Annotated in this window: 16 protein-coding genes; 7 read left to right on the top strand and 9 right to left on the bottom strand. The window is 76.9% G+C overall.

Features of this window, described 5'->3' with window-relative positions:
- Positions 1-28: 28 nt before the first annotated feature.
- Together IE106_RS20210 and IE106_RS20205 are read left to right on the top strand one after the other, a co-directional pair.
- On the top strand, positions 29-781 hold the full coding sequence (locus IE106_RS20210) for a GntR family transcriptional regulator (protein ID WP_229840624.1): 753 nt from the start codon (positions 29-31) through the stop codon (positions 779-781).
- 76 nt (positions 782-857) lie between these two features.
- Positions 858-1,952, top strand: coding sequence for an adenosine deaminase (locus IE106_RS20205; protein ID WP_189536066.1), 1,095 nt, complete (start codon positions 858-860; stop codon positions 1,950-1,952).
- A gap of 32 nt (positions 1,953-1,984) precedes the next feature.
- Here IE106_RS20205 and IE106_RS20200 read toward each other — a convergent pair whose 3' ends face one another.
- From IE106_RS20200 to IE106_RS20180, 5 genes are read right to left on the bottom strand one after another with little or no spacing between them, the layout of a single operon-like run.
- Complete coding sequence (locus IE106_RS20200; RefSeq protein ID WP_189536064.1) at positions 1,985-2,938, bottom strand: S66 peptidase family protein; 954 nt, start codon at positions 2,936-2,938, stop codon at positions 1,985-1,987.
- On the bottom strand, positions 2,935-4,926 hold the full coding sequence (locus IE106_RS20195; protein WP_189536062.1) for a S9 family peptidase: 1,992 nt from the start codon (positions 4,924-4,926) through the stop codon (positions 2,935-2,937). Before IE106_RS20195 ends, IE106_RS20200 begins: the two co-directional genes overlap by 4 nt.
- Positions 4,927-4,947: 21 nt before the next feature.
- On the bottom strand, positions 4,948-6,309 hold the full coding sequence (locus tag IE106_RS20190; RefSeq protein WP_189536060.1) for a M20/M25/M40 family metallo-hydrolase: 1,362 nt from the start codon (positions 6,307-6,309) through the stop codon (positions 4,948-4,950).
- Positions 6,302-7,135, bottom strand: coding sequence for a M55 family metallopeptidase (locus IE106_RS20185; protein ID WP_189536058.1), 834 nt, complete (start codon positions 7,133-7,135; stop codon positions 6,302-6,304). Before IE106_RS20185 ends, IE106_RS20190 begins: the two co-directional genes overlap by 8 nt.
- Before the next feature lie 47 nt (positions 7,136-7,182).
- On the bottom strand, positions 7,183-7,650 hold the full coding sequence (locus IE106_RS20180) for an Lrp/AsnC family transcriptional regulator (protein ID WP_189536056.1): 468 nt from the start codon (positions 7,648-7,650) through the stop codon (positions 7,183-7,185).
- Between the two features lie 166 nt (positions 7,651-7,816).
- Between IE106_RS20180 and IE106_RS20175 the strand changes: the two genes are divergently transcribed.
- Entirely contained in the window at positions 7,817-8,782 is a 966-nt protein-coding gene (locus tag IE106_RS20175) for an EamA family transporter (RefSeq protein ID WP_229840623.1), read from the top strand.
- A complete protein-coding gene (locus IE106_RS20170; protein ID WP_189536054.1) occupies positions 8,775-9,950 on the top strand; it encodes an amino acid aminotransferase in 1,176 nt (391 codons plus the stop codon). The genes IE106_RS20175 and IE106_RS20170 overlap by 8 nt, the downstream gene beginning before the upstream one ends.
- Positions 9,951-9,964: 14 nt before the next feature.
- On the opposite strand, the gene IE106_RS20165 is transcribed toward IE106_RS20170, so the two are convergent.
- Entirely contained in the window at positions 9,965-10,468 is a 504-nt protein-coding gene (locus IE106_RS20165) for a hypothetical protein (RefSeq protein WP_189536052.1), read from the bottom strand.
- A 145-nt stretch (positions 10,469-10,613) separates the two neighbouring features.
- Here IE106_RS20165 and IE106_RS20160 point away from each other — a divergent pair, with 145 nt between their 5' ends.
- Complete coding sequence (locus IE106_RS20160) at positions 10,614-11,177, top strand: hemerythrin domain-containing protein (protein WP_189536050.1); 564 nt, start codon at positions 10,614-10,616, stop codon at positions 11,175-11,177.
- Between the two features lie 366 nt (positions 11,178-11,543).
- Here IE106_RS20160 and IE106_RS20155 read toward each other — a convergent pair whose 3' ends face one another.
- The 3 genes from IE106_RS20155 to IE106_RS20145 form a co-directional block, all read right to left on the bottom strand.
- Positions 11,544-12,326 carry a PAS domain-containing protein gene (locus tag IE106_RS20155; RefSeq protein ID WP_189536047.1) on the bottom strand — a complete coding sequence of 261 codons (783 nt, stop codon included), beginning with the start codon at positions 12,324-12,326 and terminating at the stop codon, positions 11,544-11,546.
- A 123-nt stretch (positions 12,327-12,449) separates the two neighbouring features.
- Positions 12,450-14,879: an MFS transporter gene (locus tag IE106_RS20150; RefSeq protein WP_189536045.1), complete on the bottom strand. Its 2,430-nt coding sequence runs from the start codon at positions 14,877-14,879 to the stop codon at positions 12,450-12,452.
- A 266-nt stretch (positions 14,880-15,145) separates the two neighbouring features.
- Positions 15,146-15,589: an SRPBCC family protein gene (locus IE106_RS20145; RefSeq protein ID WP_189536044.1), complete on the bottom strand. Its 444-nt coding sequence runs from the start codon at positions 15,587-15,589 to the stop codon at positions 15,146-15,148.
- A 144-nt stretch (positions 15,590-15,733) separates the two neighbouring features.
- Here IE106_RS20145 and IE106_RS20140 point away from each other — a divergent pair, with 144 nt between their 5' ends.
- The gene (locus tag IE106_RS20140; RefSeq protein WP_189536041.1) at positions 15,734-16,798 is read left to right on the top strand and encodes an Rv2578c family radical SAM protein; all 1,065 of its coding nucleotides are present in this window, start codon (positions 15,734-15,736) and stop codon (positions 16,796-16,798) included.
- 88 nt (positions 16,799-16,886) lie between these two features.
- Positions 16,887-18,458 (top strand): alpha/beta hydrolase, encoded by a 1,572-nt coding sequence (locus IE106_RS20135; protein ID WP_189536039.1) that lies wholly within the window; start codon positions 16,887-16,889, stop codon positions 18,456-18,458.
- The last annotated feature ends 48 nt before the right edge of the window (positions 18,459-18,506 follow it).

The following is an 18,506-nucleotide window of genomic DNA, read 5'->3' as shown; positions in this document are numbered from 1 at the left end:
CGGACGGGCGAGCCAGGGAGGTACAGCGGTGGTCGGTGCGGAGCGGAGGCGTCCGGTCGTGGTGCTGTACGAGCGGATCGTCGACGCGATCCACGCCGGCGCGTACCCGCCCGGCTCCACCCTGCCGTCCGAGCCGCGCCTCGCCGCCGAGCTGGGCGTCAGCCGTCCCGCCCTGCGCGAGGCGCTGCTGCTGCTCCAGGAGGACGGGTTGCTGTCCGTGCGCCGGGGCGTGGGCCGCACCGTCAACGACCGGCCGCCCCGGCGCGGCTTCGAGCACGTCCGTCCCCTGGAGGAGCTGCTCGGCGCGGGCGCCCCCGCCCGGGTGCGGGCGCTGCTGCGGACCGTGGAGGAGCCGACGGACTTCACCGCGCAGCACCTGCTCGCCCCCGTGCGGGCCGAGCTGCGGTTCTGGGAGTCGCTGCTGGCGGCGGAGGGCACCGCGGCGGCGCTCAGCCAGGAGTGGGCGGCGCCCGACGAGGTGCTGGAGCGCGTCCACCCGGCGTTCGCGGCGGCCCTGCGGGAGGCGGGGCGGGAGGCGGCGGGGGGCACGTCGATGCTGGCCGTGCTGGTGGGGGCGTCGCGCGGGGTGGCGCTGGGGGCGCACAGCGCGGTGACGGCGACGCTGCTGGGCCGGCGGCGCGGGGAGCAGCTGGACCGGCCGGCGGACACGCCCGCGGTGCTGGTCACGCAGGTGGTGCGGGTGGGTGAGACCCCGGTCCTGGCGGCGAAGCACATGCTGCCCACGGGCGCGCCCGCGCTGCCGGTGCTCCAGTCCGACTGAGCGCCCGCCGGGCGGGGCGGCCGGGGCTGTCGCGCGGGTCACGGCGCCCGCCGCCGGGGTGCCCTACACTCCCGTCATGCACTTGTCTGACAACCTCGCCTCGACCGTCTCCGTCGCGGACTGGATCCGCCGGGCCCCCAAGGCCGTGCTCCACGACCACCTGGACGGCGGCCTGCGCCCCGCCACGATCATCGAGCTGGCCCGCGCGTGCGGGTACGCCGGCCTGCCGACCGAGGACCCGGCCGAGCTGGCCGTGTGGTTCCGCGACGCCGCCGACTCCGGTTCGCTGGAGCGGTACCTGGAGACGTTCGCGCACACCTGCGCGGTGATGCAGACCCGCGAGGCGCTGTTCCGGGTCGCGGCCGAGTGCGCCGAGGACCTGGCGGCGGACGGGGTCGTCTACGCCGAGGTGCGCTACGCGCCCGAGCAGCACCTGGCGGCCGGGCTGACGCTGGACGAGGTCGTCGAGGCCGTCAACGAGGGCTTCCGCGAGGGCGAGCGCCGGACCGGGGGCCGGATCACCGTCGGCACCCTGCTCACCGGGATGCGCCACACGGACCGCTCCCTGGAGATAGCCGAGCTGACCGTCGCGCACCGCGACCGCGGCGTCGCCGGCTTCGACATCGCGGGCGGGGAGATCGGCAACCCGCCCTCCCGCCACCTGCCCGCCTTCCAGCACCTCAAGCGGCACAACTGCCACTTCACCATCCACGCGGGCGAGGCGGTCGGCGCCGAGTCGATCCACGAGGCCGTGCAGGTGTGCGGCGCCGAGCGGATCGGCCACGGCGTGCGGATCACCGACGACATCGCCGCCGACGGCACGCTGGGGCACCTCGCCGCGTACGTCCGCGACAACCGCATCGCCCTGGAGGTCTGCCCGACCTCCAACCTCCAGACCGGCGCCGCGAAGGACTACGCCTCGCACCCGATCGACCTGCTGCGCCGCCTGGGCTTCCGCGTCACCCTGAACACGGACAACCGGCTCGTGTCCGGCACCACCATGAGCGAGGAGTTCCAGCACACGGCGGACGCCTTCGGCTACGGCCCGGAGGTGTTCGAGGAGTTCACGGTCGCCGCCGTCGAGGCCGCGTTCCTGCCGCTGCCGGAGCGCCGCCGGATCATCGACGAGGTCGTCCGCCCCGGCTACGCCGCGATCCGCTCGGCCGGCTGACCCCGCCCCGCCGCAACGCCCGCCCCCGCACGTCAGCGGAGGGCGGGCGTCCGCGGTGTGAGCGTCCCGGCGTCCGCGTCGAGTACGGCGGGGACACCGAGGGGGACGGTCAGCGCGGGCGTGCCGTGGCCGAAGCCCAGTTCCTCCACGACCGGCACGCCGAGCCCGCCGAGCCGGTCCCGCAGCACCTCGCGCACCGCCTCGTACGGCCCGCAGTCCTCCCAGGAGCCGAGCGCGACGCCCGCCACGCCGTCCAGCAGCCCGGCCCGCAGCAGCTGGGTCAGCATCCGGTCGATCCGGTACGGCTCCTCCCCCACGTCCTCCAGGAGCAGCAGCGCCCCGCGCAGCGACGTCCGCCCGTCCGGGGTGCCGATCCCGGCGGCGAGCAGGCTGAGGCAGCCGCCCGCGGTGACGCCCCGGGCCCGGCCCGGCACCAGCGGCCGTGCCGCGTCCGAGCCGAGCACCCGCACCGACCCGGGGTCCAGCAGCGCGGCCCGCAGGGACTCCTGGGTGGCGGCGTCCTTGAGGAAGGCGGCCGCCCCCGCCATCGGCCCGTGCAGCGTGGCCAGTCCCAGCCGCAGCGCGAACGCCTCGTGGAGCGCCGTCGCGTCGCTGAACCCGACGAACACCTTCGGCCCGGCGGCCCGCAGGGCGTCCCAGTCCAGCAGGTCGACCACGCGCTGGGCGCCGTACCCGCCGCGGACGCTGATCACCGCGTCGACGTCCGGGTCGCACCAGGCGTCCTGGAGGTCGCGGGCCCGGTGCTCGTCGGTCCCCGCCAGGTAGCGGGCGGTGGGGTGGCGGTCCAGGACGTGCGGCAGGGCCACCGGGTCGAGGTCCCAGCCGCGCAGCACGTCCAGGCCGGCCGCCAGCCGCTCCTCGGGCACCGGGCCGCTGGGCGCGACGACGGCGACCCGCGCGCCCGGCCGCAGCCGCGGCGGCCGGGTCAGCGGGGACAGGGCCCGGCCGCGGGACGCTGGGGTCACTTCCCCATCTCCAGCGGCGGCACGTCGGGGCGGTCGATGCCGAAGGTCCAGGCGTACAGGGCCAGTTCGGCCTCCAGGGCGCGCACCAGTGTCTCGGCGCGGCGGAAGCCGTGCTCCTCGCCCTCGAACGCGATGTACGCGTGCGGGACGCCGCGCCCGGCCATCCGGGCCAGGAACCGCTCGCTCTGCGCCGGCGGGCAGATCAGGTCGTCCAGCCCCTGGAGCAGCAGGAACGGGGCGTCGATCCGGTCGACGTGGTGGAGCGGGGAGCGCTCCTCGTACCGGCCGGGGACCTCGGCGAGCGGCCCGACGAGCGACTCCAGGTAGTGGGACTCGAAGTCGTGGGTCTCCCCCGCCGTGCCCCAGCGGACCAGGTCGAGGACCGGGTAGCTGATCGCGGCGCAGGCGTACACGTCGGTGCGGGCCAGGGACGCGGCGGCGGTCCAGCCGCCGGCGCTGCCGCCGCGGATGGCGAGCCGGGCCGGGTCGGCGGTGCCCTCGGCGGCGAGGGCCTCGGCGACGGCGGCGCAGTCCTCCACGTCGACGACGCCCCACTGCTCGCGCAGCCGCTCGCGGTAGGCGCGGCCGTAGCCGGTGGAGCCGCCGTAGTCGACCTCGGCGACGCCGATGCCGCGGGAGGTGAAGTACGCGATCTCCAGGTCGAGGGCGAGGGGCGCGCGGCCGGTGGGCCCGCCGTGCGCCCACACGACGTACGGCGGCAGCTCGCCGTCGGGGGCGGTCGTGTCGGGGTTGTGCGGCGGGTGGACGTGGGCGTGGACCTCCCGGCCGCCGGGGCCGGTGAAGGTGCGCTGCCGCGGCTCGGGGTAGTACGCGGGGTCGACCGGGTCGGTGTGGGCGGCGCCGACGACGCGGGCGCGGCCGGTGCAGGTGTCCAGTTCCACGACCTCGTAGCCGCTGCGCGGGCCGGCGGCGACGCCGAGGACGCGGCTGCCGTGGACGGCGAGCGTGGGCGCCCACTCGGTCCACGGCCCGACCGCGTCGACGAGTTCGCCGGTCTCGGGGTCGAGGATGCCGAGCGCGGTGGTGCCCCGGCCGTGGATGACGGCGACGAGCCCGCTGTCGAGGGGCCGGAACCAGCGCAGGCCGACCTTCCACAGCGGCCCGCCGAACTCCTCCTCGCGGCCCGCGCACAGCGCGGTCGCCGAGGGGGTGCCGGGCGACCACCGGTACAGCTCCCACCAGCCGCCGCGGTCGGAGGCGTACAGCAGGGAGCCGTCGGGCGCCCAGTCGACCTGGCAGACCGACTCGTCGACGGCCCCGGCGACGGGCGTGACGGAGGCGAACGGGCCGCCGTCGACGACCTCGCCGGTCATCGCGAGGGTGCCGTCCCACGGCATGAGCGGGTGGTCCCAGGCGATCCAGGCGGCCGTGCGCCCGTCCGGGGAGAGCCGGGGCCCGGTGACGAAGCGGTGCCGGTCGTCGGTCAGCTCCCGTATCGCGGTCCGGTCGTCCGCCGCGGACCCGTCGAGCGGTACGGCGGCGATGACGCGCCGCACGTCGCCGGGGCCCTCGCCGGTGTACTCCTCCAGGACGCACCACACCTCGGTGCCGTCCGGGTGGAGGACCGGGTCGGCCCAGCGCAGCCCGCCGCCGGTCCCCGAGACGGGGGTGAGCGGGCGGGGCGGGGCGCCGCCGTCCGGTTCGTACGCGTACAGCCGCTGGTCGGGGAAGTGGCAGAAGACGACGAGCGGCCCGGCGCCGCCGTCCCTCGCCGTGCCCGCCCACGGCTGCCCGCCGTACTCGACGACGCGGCTGCGGACGTTCCACGGGGCCGGCAGGACCGACACCTCGGCGCCGTCGGCGGTGCGGCGGACCAGCGCGCGGCGGCCGCCCTCGGCGGGCCGCGGCGCGGTCCACCACACCTCGTCGCCGACCGTGCCGAGGTACTCGGGCGACCCGTCGTGCGCCGCGGCGAGACGCGCGTCGATCGGTGACGGCCACGTTCCGTAGGGCCCCGTGGGCATCATGGACGGCTCCCCCCCTGAGGGCTAGACGTTCTGGAGACAGTGGTCGAGGACGCGGACACCGAAGTGCAGCGCGTCGACCGGGACACGCTCGTCGACGCCGTGGAACAGCGCCTGGTAGTCGAAGCCGGCGGGCAGCTTCAGCGGTGCGAAACCGTAGCCGACGATGCCCAGCCGGGAGAACTGCTTGGCGTCGGTGCCGCCGGACATGCAGAACGGCAGGACGCGCGCGTCCGGGTCGAAGCGCTCGATCGCGGCGCGCAGCGTGGCGTACGTCGGCGAGTCGACCGGCGCCTCCAGGGCGACCTCCTTGTGGTGGAACCCCCAGTCGACGCCGGGGCCGGTCAGCTCGTCGAGGGTGGCGGCGAACTCCTCCTCGCCGCCCGGCACGATCCGCCCGTCGACGTGCGCGCTGGCGGAGCCGGGGATGACGTTCACCTTGTAACCGGCGTGGAGCATCGTCGGGTTGGTGCTGTTGCGCAGGGTCGCCTCGACGAGGGCGGCGGCCGGGCCGAGCCTGGCCAGGAGCGCGTCGACGTCGAAGTGCGGGTCGTCGAGGTCGGGCGCGTCGATGCCGTGCAGGGCGGCCAGTTCGGTGAGCGCGGCCCGGACGGTGGTGGTGAGGCGGATCGGCCACCGGTGCTCGCCGATCCGGGCGATGGCGGCGGCGAGCCGGGTGACGGCGTTCTCCCGGTTCACCTTGGAGCCGTGCCCGGCCCTGCCCTGCGCGGTCAGCTTGAGCCAGGCCGTGCCGCGCTCGCCCGCGCCGATCGGGTACAGGGCCATGTGGGGGCCGGCGTGGAAGGTGTACGCGCCGGACTCGCCGATCCCCTCGGTACAGCCCTCGAACAGATCGGCGTGCCGGTCCGCGAGGAAGCCGGCGCCGTCCTCGGCGCTCGCCTCCTCGTCGGCGGTGTACGCGAGGACGATGTCGCGGCGCGGCCGGACGCCGCGGCGCGCCCAGTCGCGGACGACGGCGAGGACCATCGCGTCCATGTTCTTCATGTCGACGGCGCCGCGGCCCCACACGACGCCGTCGCGGACCTCGCCGGAGAACGGGTGCACGGTCCAGTCGGCGGGCTCGGCCGGGACCACGTCGAGGTGGCCGTGGACGAGCAGCGCGTCGGCGGACGGGTCGGTGCCCTCGATGCGGGCGACGACGTTGGTGCGGCCCTCGGTGCGTTCCAGCAGGCGCGGTTCGATCCCGACGTCGGCGAGGCGCTCGGCGACGTACTCGGCGGCGGGCCGCTCCCGGCAGTCGCCGCCGCCGCGGTTGGTCGTGTCGATCCGGATGAGGTCGGAGGTGAAGGCCACCACCTCCTCGAAGGCCGGCCCGTCCGACGGGTACCGCTCCTGCGCCCGGTCCTGAAGGATCCGGTCAGCCATACTGCTCCTCCACTGCGGCCGAGACGATCGTGGTGACCGCCTTGAAGGTGCGGATGGCCTCGTACATCGTGTCGCTGGTGTACGCGACCCGGCGCTCGCCGCTGACCGCCACCCCCGGGACGACGGTGGCGGCCGCGGCCAGGTGCTCCGCGTCGAACTCCAGCTCCACGGTGTACGGACCGCCCCGCACCGGTTCGTACCGTACGGCGAGACGCGTGGCGTCCTTCGCCGCGGCGCGGATGTCGGCGGCCGTCCGCGCGGGGGTGCGGCAGACCGCCGCGTACCGCGACACATGGTCTTTCACCGCGACCATACGCGCCCGGGGGGCGTAGCCGAGCGCGTCACGGCAGGTCAGGTCGTCGCCGGTGACGAGGACGACGGGCACCCCGTACTCGGCGACGACGTGCGCGTTGAGGTATCCCTCGCCGGCGCGGGTGCCGTTGAGCCAGACGCCGGTGATGGAGTTGGCGAGGTACGTGTGGGCGAGGACGCCCTCGCTGCCGGCGCCCGTGTGGTAGCCGACGAAGGCGATGCCGTCGACGTCGCCGCGCTGGACGCCCTCGACCATGGAGAGCGACTTGTGCCGGCCGGTCAGCATCTGGGCGCGCGGGTCGAGTCGTTCGAGGAGGAGGTTGCGCATCGTCCAGTGAGCCTCGTTGACGAGGACCTCGTCCGCGCCGCCGTCGAGGAAGCCGAGGACGGCCGCGTTGACGTCGGAGGTGAACATCGCCCGGCAGCGCTCCCACTGGGGGGTGCCGGGCAGGACGTCGGCGGGCCACGTGACCCCGGTGGCGCCCTCCATGTCGGCGCTGATGAGGATCTTCATGCCCACACCGTACGCGGCGCCCGGTGGCCGTACCAGGGACGGCCGCGTCAGCGGGGGTGCGCCGGGCGCGGGTAGGTGCGGGACTGCTTGACGCTGCCGAACGCGAAGCTGGACTCGATCGACGCGATCCCGGGGATGGCGTGGACGCGGTCGCGGACGAGCCGCTCGTACGCCTCCAGGCTCTCGATCACCACGCGCAGCAGGTAGTCGCTGCTGCCGGCCATCAGGTAGCAGTCCTGGATGTGCTCGATGAGGGCGACGTGCTCCTCGAAGACGGCGACGGCCTCCGCGGTGTGGCGCTCCAGGCGGATGCGGACGAACACGGTGATCGGCAGCCCGTACGCGACCTGGTCGACCATCGCGGTGTAGCCGCGGATGAGCCCGGCCTCCTCCAGGCGGCGCACCCGGCGCAGGCACGGGGAGGGGGAGAGCCGGACGCGGTCGGCGAGCTCCTGGTTGGAGAGCCGGCCGTCGGTCTGGAGCTCGCGGATGATCCGCAGGTCGATGTCGTCCACGCCGCCCGCTCCCCCGGCCTTCCGGCCCCCGGTCCGTCCCCGCCGTTCTTGGCAGATCCTGCCCCAAACATAGATCCGAAGGGCAGAACTAGCAATCGGCTGCCCCGCCTCGGGGCCTACGGTTGCGGCGCAGGGGTGGAATCCGTCTGGCGTGGAGGGTGCTGTGGTGGCGACGAACGCGGTGGGGGCGCCCGCGGTGGGCCGCGGGGTGTTCCCGGGCCGCCCGTCCCCGCGGGCCGCGGGCATGGCGGCGCTGCTGCTGACCGTGTCGATCTGGGCGGCGTTCGCCCTGAGCGCGCGGGCGCTGAGCGCGTCGACGCTGCTGCCCGCCGACGCGGCGCTGCTGCGCTTCGGCGTCCCGCTGGTCGCCCTGGCGCCCGCGCTGTGGCGGCGCCGGCGTGCGCTGGCCGCGGTGCGGCCCGGTCCGGCCGTGAAGATCGTGTGCGGGGCCGGGGTGCCGTTCTTCCTGGCCGCGATGTTCGGCGGGTCGCTGACCTCGGCGTCGTTCGTCGGGGCGATCGTGCCGGGCATGGTGCCGCTGTTCGTGTCCGCGCTGATGGTGGCGCGGGGGCGGGGCGTGCCGCGCGGGACGCAGGGCGCCGGGCTGGCGCTGATCGCGGCGGGCGTGGTGGCGCTGGTGTGGCGGTACGCGGTGCCGTTCGACGGCGACGTGATGCTGGGCTCGGGGACGCTGCTGGTGGCGAGCGGGCTGTGGGCGCTGTACACGGTGGGGCTGCGCGAGGTGGACCTCGACCCGGTCGGGTCGATCGGGCTGCTGTGCCTGCCGTCGCTCGCGGTGGTCGCCGTGCTGGTGGCGGCCGGTGTCCTGCCGACCGGGTTCGCGGACGCGGCGGTGGCCGACGTCGCGCTGTTCCTGGTGGTGCAGGGGCTGGGCGTGGGCCTGTGCGCCGGGCTGCTGTACGCGTTCGCGATCCGGCGGCTGGGCGCCGAGCGCAGCTCCGTGGTGGGAAGCCTCAGCCCGGTGGCCGTGGTCCTGCTGGCGATCCCCCTGCTGGGCGAGCGGCCGACGGTGGCCGTGCTCGTCGGCGTACCCCTCATCACCACGGGCGTGGTCCTGGCGAACCGGCGCCCCCGTCCCCCGCGCGAACCGGAGGTCTCCCCCGATGCTTGAGCTGCTGCCCGCCCCGCCGGCCGACCCGCTGTGGGACCTGGCCACCGAGTTCGGCGCCGACCCGCGCCCGGAGCGCCTGGACCTGGTGCTGGGCGTCTACCGCGACCACACGGGCGTCACCCCGGTGATGCGGGCCGTGCGGGACGCCGAGATACGCCTCGCGGAGCGTTCCGCGTCGAAGGAGTACCGGGGCCTGTCCGGCAACACGGCGTTCAACCGCGCGATGCTGTCGCTGGTGCTGGGCGGCGACGTGCCGGCCGGCCGGGCCACCGCCGTGCAGACCGTCGCCGGCACGGGCGCGCTGCGGCTGCTGGCCGACCTCGTGCGGCAGACCCGCCCCGGCGCGACGGTGTGGATCAGCGACCCGGCGTACGTGAACCACCGGCCGATCGTGGAGGCCGCGGGCCTGGCGGTGCGCACGTACCGCTGGACCGACCCGCAGGGGCTGCTGGAGGACCTGCGCGGCGCGGGCCGCGACGACGTCGTGCTGCTCCAGGGCTGCTGCCACAACCCGACCGGCGTCGACCCGACCCGGGAGGTGTGGGAGGCGCTGGCGGGGGCGGCGGCCCGCACCGGGTGGGTGCCGTTCCTGGACCTGGCGTACCACGGGCTGGGCGACGGCCTGGACGAGGACCTGTGGGCGGCGCGGATGCTGGCGGAGCGGCTGCCGGAGGTGCTGGCCGCGGTCAGCTGCTCGAAGAACTTCGGGCTGTACGCGGACCGTACGGGCTGCGCGATCGTGCTGGGCTCCTCCCCGCGGGCCCTGCGCCACGTGGAGACGGCCCTGCAGAACGCCGCCCGCACCCTGTACTCGATGCCGCCCGAGCACGGCGCGGCGGTCGTGGCGACGATCCTCCGGGACGCGGAGCTGCGCGGGGTGTGGCGGGCGGAGCTGGACGCGATGCGGAGCCGCATCGCCGGCGGCCGCGCCGCGCTGGTCGCCCGGCTGGAGGAGCTGGGCTGCGGCGGCTGGGCCGAGCCGCTGGCCCGGCAGAAGGGCATGTTCGCGGGGCTGCCGCTGTCGCCGGAGCAGATGACGGCGCTGCGCCGGGACCACGGGGTGTACGGCACGGCGGCGGGGCGCGTCAACATCGCGGGGCTCCCGTCCGACCGGGTGGACCAGCTGGCCCGGGCGATCGCGGCGGTGCTGGTCCCGGTCGCGGCCTGAGCCCGCGCCCCGCGCTACACGGGGAGGGCCGGGTCCCGCGGGTCGAGCGCCAGGGCGGCGAGGAGCGCCGCGCGGTGGAGGTCCGCCACCGGGGCCAGCAGGTCGGGGTGGCGCAGCAGCGCCGCCGCGCGGCGGTCCCGGTCGCCGGGCGACAGGAGGCGGTGGTACCCGGCGGGCGCCCGGCCCGCGGTGGCGGCGACGGCGGCGGACGCCAGGGCCGGCTCGCCGAGCAGGCAGGCGGCCCAGCTGGCGACGACCTCGTCCACCCAGCTGCGCCACGGCGCGTCGTCCCCCTCGGCGCCGGTGACCCAGTCGAGCCGGTCCGCGCCCCCCGCGCCGGTGACGGCGACCAGGGCGGCGTCGAGCTCGGTGGGGTAGCGCAGCGCGGCGGCGACGCCCGCGGCCTGACGCGCCTGCGCCTCCGCGAGGGCGCGGTCGACGGCGCCCCCGCCCGCGGGGTAGGCGCGGACGAGCCACTGCGCGGTGGCCGCGACGAGCGAGGAGAGCGGTGCGTGCACGGTCGATCCGTAAGGCGTAAGTGTGTTCGGACGGCTTGCACGGTACCCCGGCGGGGCCGAACGGCGTAATGACGCATATCACCCACTCCAGGTGGTATCCGCACTCTGCACGTTCACCCGGAACGCACGAGGAGACGGAGACCCCATGGCACACGGCGGAGACGTGATCAACGAGCTGACCACCGACCACCGGGAGGTGGAGAGGCTGTTCGCCCTCATCGAGGGGCTGCCCTCCGGTGACCCGGAGCGCAAGCGGCTCGCCGACCAGGTCACGATGGAGCTGGTCCGCCACTCGGTCGCGGAGGAGGAGTACCTGTACCCGGCGGTGCGGGAGCACCTGTCCGGCGGCGACGCGCTCGCCGACAAGGAGCTGGAGGACCACGCGTCCGCCGAGCGCACCATGAAGGAGCTGGAGGGCTGCGAGGCCGACGACACCCGCTTCGACACGCTGGTCACCGAGCTGATGGTGGAGATCCGCGAGCACGTCGCCGACGAGGAGGCGAACCTGCTGCCCCGGCTCCGGGAGGCGTGCTCGCAGGAGAAGCTGGAGGAGCTGGGCGACAAGGTGCGCCAGGCGAAGAAGACCGCGCCGACCCGGCCGCACCCGGCCGCCCCGGACAAGCCCCCGGCCAACAAGCTCCTCGCCCCGGGCACGGGCATGGTCGACCGGCTCCGCGACGCGCTCACCGGGCGCGGCAAGCGGGACTGACCGCGCACGGCCGCCGTACGGCCCGGCGCGGCATCCCCCGCCGTCCCCGCGGCCGGTGCCGGGCCGCCCGCCATCCGGCCCGGCGCGGCATCCCCCGCCGTGCGGCCGGCGACGGCCCGGCACCGGCCGCGGCGCCTCCTTCGGCCGCACGCCGCCTGGTGCCTGACCGGTCGTGACGGCCGGCGCCCCCGGCGCCGGCAGGTCGAGCCCGGCCGCCCGGAAGCGGCCGGGCGCCGCGGCGTCGGGGGCGCCGGGGTGGTCCCCTGCTCCGGCCCGGACTCCGGTACGGCGGGCGCGCGGCGGCGCCCCGTGGGCCCGCCCGGCCGCCCCGGCTCGGGCGCCCCTATCGCCTCGGCTCGGGCACCCCTACCGTTCCGGCTCGGACACCCCTGACGTCTCGGACGTCTCGGCCGCCTCGGCCGCCTCCGCGCCGAACGCCTCGGCGCACCGGCCGGTGCGGCGCGGCGCGCCCCGGTCGGGCGGGCCGGGGATGTGCACACGGTGACTGGACTCCAGCACCGGGTGGCCCAGTTCGAGGATCCGCGCGACGATCCCGGTGGCCTCCCGGACGCTCATGCCGGGGAGGGCCTCGGGAAGGCGCCGGGCCAGTTCGCCGGCGCCCTCGGACCCGGTGTGCCGCGCGAAGCCGGGGGCGACGATCCGGCCGGGGTCCCCGCCGGGCCCGCCCCGGTACCGCGCGGCGTCGGCGGCCAGGACGAGGAGCCGCTCGCGGCCCGGCCCGCTCAGCGGGTACGCCCACCACAGCACGTCTGCGCGCTCCCGGCCCGGGACGGTGAGGCGGGCGCGCCCGGCCGCGGGGTACGGCCCCCGCGCGGCGCCCGGTCCCTCCGCGGCGCCCCTCGGGCCGTACACCCCACCGCCGTACGCCCCGTCACCGCCGTACATCCCGTCGCCGCCGTGCGGTTCGCCGTCGCCGTGCGCGTCGCCGTCGGCGAGCGCGCCGGGGACGGGCAGGAGGTCGGCGGCGGGGCGGCCCACGGCCTCCTCGCGGGAGGCGCCGAAGAGGCGGCGGGCCCCGGCCGACCAGTGGGAGATCCGCCCCTCGTGGTCGACGACGACCGCGGCGAGGGGGACGCGGCCCTCCTCGGGGGCGGGCTCGGACACGGCCCGGGGTGCGCCACTGTCCATGGCCGGCTGCTCCTCTCCCCACCGCGGCTGTCTGCGGCACCGTCACCACGGTACGACCGTGCGCCGGTTGTGCGCCGGGTATCACCCGAATACTTCGCGCCGGACTCCGGAACCGTCCGGGGGTCAGCCGACGTGGCCGAGCCGGACGTCCCGCGTGGCGCGTGAACCCCCCGCGACCTGCAGCGCGGTGGCCACCGGCGGGTAGCCGGAGGCGATCACCGTATAGGCGCCGGACGCCAGGTCGGGGAAGCGGAAGGCGCCGTCGGGCCCGGTGGTGAGGGTGCCGACGGTGTTGCCGGCCGCGTCCAGCAGCGACACCCGGGCGTCCTCGACGGGACGGCCGCCGGGGGCGCGCACGGTGCCGCACAGGACGGCGCCGCCCGTGATCTCGACGTCCTGCCACGTCTCGCGCTCCGCGTGCACCCCGACCGGGAGGGCCGTGGGCCCCAGACCGGGGCCGCCGGCGGTGAGGGCGTAGTCGCCGGCGAGGAGGTCGGTGAGGACGTATCCGCCGTCGGGGCCGGTGCGGACCGAGGCGACGACCTCGCCGCGCGCGTCGGTGAGGGTGACGGTGACGTCCTCGGCGGGCGCGCCGTCCGGGGTGGTGACGGTCCCGCGGAGGCGGCCGGCGCCGCCGAGGACGATGTCCCGTTCGACGGGCCCGTCGGGGCGGGCGCCCGCGGTGAGGGTGAGGGCGCGGGGCCGGTGGCCGGCGGCGGAGGCGATGAGGACGTACGCGCCGGCGGCGGGGGTGCCCAGCGCGTACCGCCCCCCGGCGCCGCTCGCGCCGCGGCCGGCCTGGCGGCCGCGGGCGTCCAGGAGGGTGAGGGCCGCGCCGGGGACGGGCGTGCCGTCGTGGTGGCGGACCGTGCCGCACAGGGACGCCCCGGGACCGGCGGTGGACTCCGGGTCGTACGCCTCCTCCGACGGCGGGGCCGGCGCCGGTCCGGAGGCGGGCGGCGCGGCGGGCCCGGGCTCGGGGGCGCGGGCCTCGGGGACGGTGGCCCCGGCCGGCCGGGCGGCGTCCGCCAGCGGCCTCTCCCTGAGGAAGAGGACGACGAGCAGGCCGGCGCCCAGCAGCGCCACCAGGTGGAGCAGGATCCGCGGCGCGGCGCCGGCGTACGCCTGGACGTATCCCTCCCGCAGCGCGGACGGCAGCGCGTGCGGTCCGGCGGCGAGGGTGCCGAGGAGGGTGACGCCCGCGCACACGCCGAGCAGGCCGCACAGGGTGTGGGCGCCGGTCGCGGCGCCGAGGTCGGCGGGGGGCGCGGTGTTCTGCGCGGCGAGGGCCAGGGCGGGCAGGACGAGGCCGAGCCCCGTGCCGACGAGTGCCTGCCAGACGCCGTGGTCGACGTGCGGCGTGCCGGCGTCCAGCTGGGAGAGCAGCCACATGCCGACCCAGGCGACGGCGACGCCGATGACGCCCTGGACCGCGTAGCGGCCGGTGCGCCGGGCGAGGTGCCCGGAGACCAGGGACGCGACGGCGAGGGAGCCGAGCAGGGGCAGCATCAGCAGCCCGGTCTCCAGCGGCCCCTGCCGGCCGTCCCGCGGGAGGAGGGCCGGCAGGCAGACCGCGACGCCGGCCAGGCAGGTGCCGACGACGGCCGCGACGAACCCGGCGACCAGGAGGACCGGGTCGCGCAGCAGCCGTGGCGGGAGGACCGGTTCCGGCGCGCGGCGGGCGGAGACCAGGTACAGCAGGAAGCCGCCCGCGGCGGCGCAGGCCAGGCCGGTGACGGTCCGTGAGGTCCAGGCGTACTGGCTGCCGGCCCAGGTGAGCAGCAGCACGAGGCAGGTGGTCGCGGCGGTCAGGAGGAGCGCGCCGAGCAGTCCGGGACGGGCGCGGCGGTGGGCGGCGGCGGAGCCCCGGCCCCGCGCGGCGCCGGGGCCCGGCGGGGTGAGGGCGGTGCCGACGAGGAGCAGGGCGGCGAGGCAGCCGGGGGTGGTGAGGTGGAACGCCCAGCGCCAGGAGGCGGTGTCGGTGACGTACGCGCCGAGCAGCGGGCCCGCGGCGGTGGCGGTCCCGAACGCCGCGCCGAGCAGGGCGAGGTGGCGGGCGCGCCGGCGGGCGGGGGCCAGGGAGGCGGTGACGGCCTGGGCGCCGGCGAGCACGCCCCCGGCGCCCAGGCCCTGGACGGCGCGCAGGGCGACCAGTTCGTCCGGCGTGCGGGCCCAGCCGGCCAGGGCGGACGCGGCGGCGAACAGGGCCAGCGCGGAGAGGAACGTCCCCTTGCGGCCGTAGAGGTCGCCGAGCTTGCCGTGGAGCGGCAGGGACGCGCAGGCCGTGAGGAGGTACGCGGTGACGGTCCAGGGGACGCGGCCGGGTCCGCCCGGCAGGTCGGCGGCGAGCGCCGGGAGGACGGCGGCGACGGCGAGTTGCTGGAACGCGGCGAGGAGCACCGCGAGGACGAGCCCCGTCAGTACCGGCCCCGTGCGGCTCCGCCGGGGCGCCGGGTCGGGGAGGGGCGCGGTGTCCCCGGGGGCCGGCGGTGCAGTGCCGTCGGGCGGGGCGTCCCCCGCCCGGCCGTCCTTCGTCAGTGTGATCCCACCCACGGAACCTGCTCCCCTCGTCATCACGGTTCGCGTACGGGGCGCCATTGTTCGCCTCATACGCGCACCGGGATCAAGTGGGGCATCACGGGCGGAAGATGGGGGGAAGGGGTCGCCGGCCGGTGTCCGCAGGGGGGCGGCGGGGGCGTCCGCGCAGGGTGTCCGGGGGTCGGCCCGGCCCGCGGGGCGGCGCCCCGGCACGCGCGGCGCGCGCCGGGGCGGCCGGGAAGTCCACCCGATCCGGTGACGGGCCGGGTGGCTCGCGGGGGTTACTTCTCGGTCTCGGCGGCCAGGTTGGCGAGGACCGCGTCGTAGATGCGGGCGAGGCCCTTGGGGGCGAAGGTGCGCTCGAAGAAGCCGCCGATGCCGCCGGCGCCGTTCCAGACGGTGGTGACGACGACCCGGGAGCGGCCCTCGCCGGCGGGGGTGACGGTCCAGGTGGTGACCATCGAGGAGTTGCGGTCCTTCTCGACGAGCTGCCCGTCGGTGGGCTCGGTGACGTCGAGCAGGCAGTCGCGGACGCGCTTGCTGGTGGCCTGGAGCCGCCAGTGGACGAGGGTGCCCTCGCCGTCGCCGCCCTCGTGGACCCGGTACTCGCTGAACTGCTCGGGCAGGAGCTTCGCGCGGGTGCCCTCGTAGTCGGCCAGCGCGTCGAACACCGCCTCCGCGCCCGCCGCGACGACCCGTTCCGTCGTGGCCTCTACCTGCGCCATTGCCTCGTCCTCCAGCGTTTCGTACCTCGGTCAGGGGGACCAGCCAACCACCTGGGGCGGGCCGGCCCAAATCCGGGCACCGCCCCTACGGGAACAGTTGTTCTATTCTGGCGGGGGACGACACGGACGACCGAGGGGGCCGCCATGCACGGGGACGGATCGGGGGACCGCCCGGACGGCGCGGCGGACGCGGACGCGGCCCGGGGGGCCGCGCCCTCGGGGACGGAGGCGGTGGCCACCCGGACGTTCGACGCGCCGGAGCTGCGCGGGACCACCTTCCACGAGGTCCGGGTCCGGTCGGTCCTGGACCGGGTGCCGGGCGCGTCCCGTATGCCGTTCGAGTGGACGGTCAACCCCTACCGCGGCTGCGCCCACGCCTGCGTGTACTGCTTCGCCCGCAAGGCGCACGCCCACCTCGGCCTGGACACCGGCACCGGCTTCGACACCCGGATCCTCGTGAAGGTCAACGCCCCGGAACTGCTGCGCCGGCAACTGGCGTCGCCCCGCTGGCCGGGCGCGCACGTCGCGATCGGCACGAACGTGGACTGCTACCAGCCGGCCGAGGGCCGCTACCGGCTGATGCCCGGCATCATCGAGGCCCTGCGCGACCGCGCCAACCCGTTCTCCGTCCTCACCAAGGGCACGCTGATCCTGCGCGACCTGGACCTGCTGCGGCAGGCGGCGGAGGCCACCGACGTGGGCGTGTGCGTCTCGGTCGGCTTCACCGACCACGAGCTGTGGCGGACCGTCGAGCCGGGCGCGCCCGCGCCCGAGCGCCGCCTCGACGTCGTACGGGCCCTCGCCGGCGCGGGCGTCGGCTGCGGGGTGCTGATGGCGCCGGTCGTCCCGTTCCTGGGCGACCGCCCCGAGCAACTGCGCGCCGCCGTCCGGGCCGTCGCCGAGGCCGGGGCCACCTCGGTCACGCCGCTGGTGCTGCACCTGCGTCCGGGCGCCCGCGAGTGGTTCACGCGGTGGCTGCACCGGCACCACCCGGGGCTGGTGCGGCGGTACGAGGCGATGTACGCGGCCGGGGCCTACGCGCCGACCTGGTACCAGCGGCTGATCACCCGCCAGGTGCACGAGTTCGCCGCCGAGTTCGGCATCGGGCCCGCCGGGCGCGGCGCGTCACGCCCCGCCGTGCCGCCCGCGGGCGGGGAGGCGCCCGGGCACGGCGCGGCGGCGGGGCCCACCCGGCTCACCCTGCGCTGAGCCCTCCCCGCCCCCCGATCGGGTCACGTCCGGGCGTATCGGTGCCGTTCATCCCGGATCGGGGCACCTCGCCCCGGAGACTGGCCGGATGCAGAAACGCGCAGGAGTAGTCATCACCGCGGGCGCGCTGATCGCGGGGGCGTTGGGCGCCGCGCCGTCGGCCGCCGAACCGTCCGCGCCGGAGCCCCACACGACGCTGTCGTGGACGGCGTGCGGCACCGAGCGGTACCCCCGGCTGGAGTGCGCCTCGCTCCGGGTGCCGCTCGACCACGCCGACCCGGCCGGGGAGCGGATCACGCTCGCCCTGTCCCGGATCCGGCACACGGCGCGCGCCTTCGAGGGGCCGCTCCTGGTCAACCCCGGCGGCCCCGGCGCGAGCGGCCGGGACCTGGCCGGGTTCGTGGCCGCGACCCTGCCGGCGAAGGTCGCGGCGCGGTACGACGTGATCGGCTTCGACCCGCGCGGCGTCGGCGCCAGCAGGCCCGCCCTGACGTGCCGGCCCGGCCACCTCGCCCCCGTGCGCCCCGACTCGGTGCCGCGCGACGCGCGCGAGGAGCGGCGCAACACGGCCCGGGCCGCGGCCTTCGCGCGGTCGTGCGGCGACGCGCACCGGCGGCTGCTGCCCCACGTCGACACGGTGAGCGCGGCCCACGACCTGGACGCGATCCGGCGGGCCCTGGGCGCCTCGCGGATCGACTACTTCGGCTACTCGTACGGGACCTACCTGGGCGCCGTGTACGCCCGGCTGTACCCGCAGCGGGTGCGGCGCGCGGTCCTCGACTCGGTGGTCCACCCGGGCGGCGTCTGGTACGACGCGAACCTGGCGCAGAACCGCGCGTTCGACGCGCGGCACAAGGCGTTCCTCGCCTGGGTGGCCCGGCACCACGCCGTGTACGGGCTGGGCGGGGACCCGGCCCGGGTGGAGGCGCGCTGGTACGCGATGCGCGCGGCGTTGCGGGAGAGGCCGGCGGGCGGCAAGGTGGGCGCGGCGGAGGCGGAGGACACGTTCCTGCCGGGCACCTACAGCAACGACCACTGGCCGGTGCTGGCCGCCGCGTTCGCCGCGTACGCGAAGGGCGGGAACGAGCGCCCGCTGGTCGCCGCGTACGAGTCGCTCGCCGAGCCGGACGCGTCCACCGCCAACTCCTACGCGGTGTACACGGCCGTGGAGTGCCGGGACGCGCGGTGGCCGAGGTCGTGGGAGGTGTGGCACCGCGACGCCTGGGCGATCCACGCGAAGGCGCCGTTCTCCACCTGGAACAACACCTGGTACAACGCGCCGTGCGCGTTCTGGCCGGTGCCGTCGCTGACCCCGCCGGACGTGGCGAACGACGCGCTCCCGCCGGTGCTGCTGTTCCAGGCGACGGAGGACGCCGCCACCCCGTACGAGGGGGCCGTCGCCACCCACCGGCTGCTGCGCGGCTCGCGGCTGGTCGTGGAGCGGGGCGGCGGCAACCACGCGGTGACCCTGCGCGGCAACGCCTGCGCGGACCGGATCCTCGCCCGGTACCTGGACACGGGCGAGGTCCCGCGCGGCGACGGCGGCGCCGGGCCGGACGCGGTGTGCCCGGCCCCGCCCGACCCGAGGCCCACGGCGGCCCCCGGGAAGGCGGCCCCGGCCGTGCACGGGGCGCTCGCGGCGCTGCCGCGCGGGAACTGACGGACGAAAACCCGCGCGCGGCCGGGCGGGGCCGTCCAGCAGGATGGG

The sequence above is a fragment of the Streptomyces roseolilacinus genome (assembly GCF_014649335.1).
Taxonomy (GTDB): Bacteria; Actinomycetota; Actinomycetes; order Streptomycetales; family Streptomycetaceae; genus Streptomyces; species Streptomyces roseolilacinus.
This window is presented reverse-complemented; position numbering and strand designations above follow the sequence as displayed.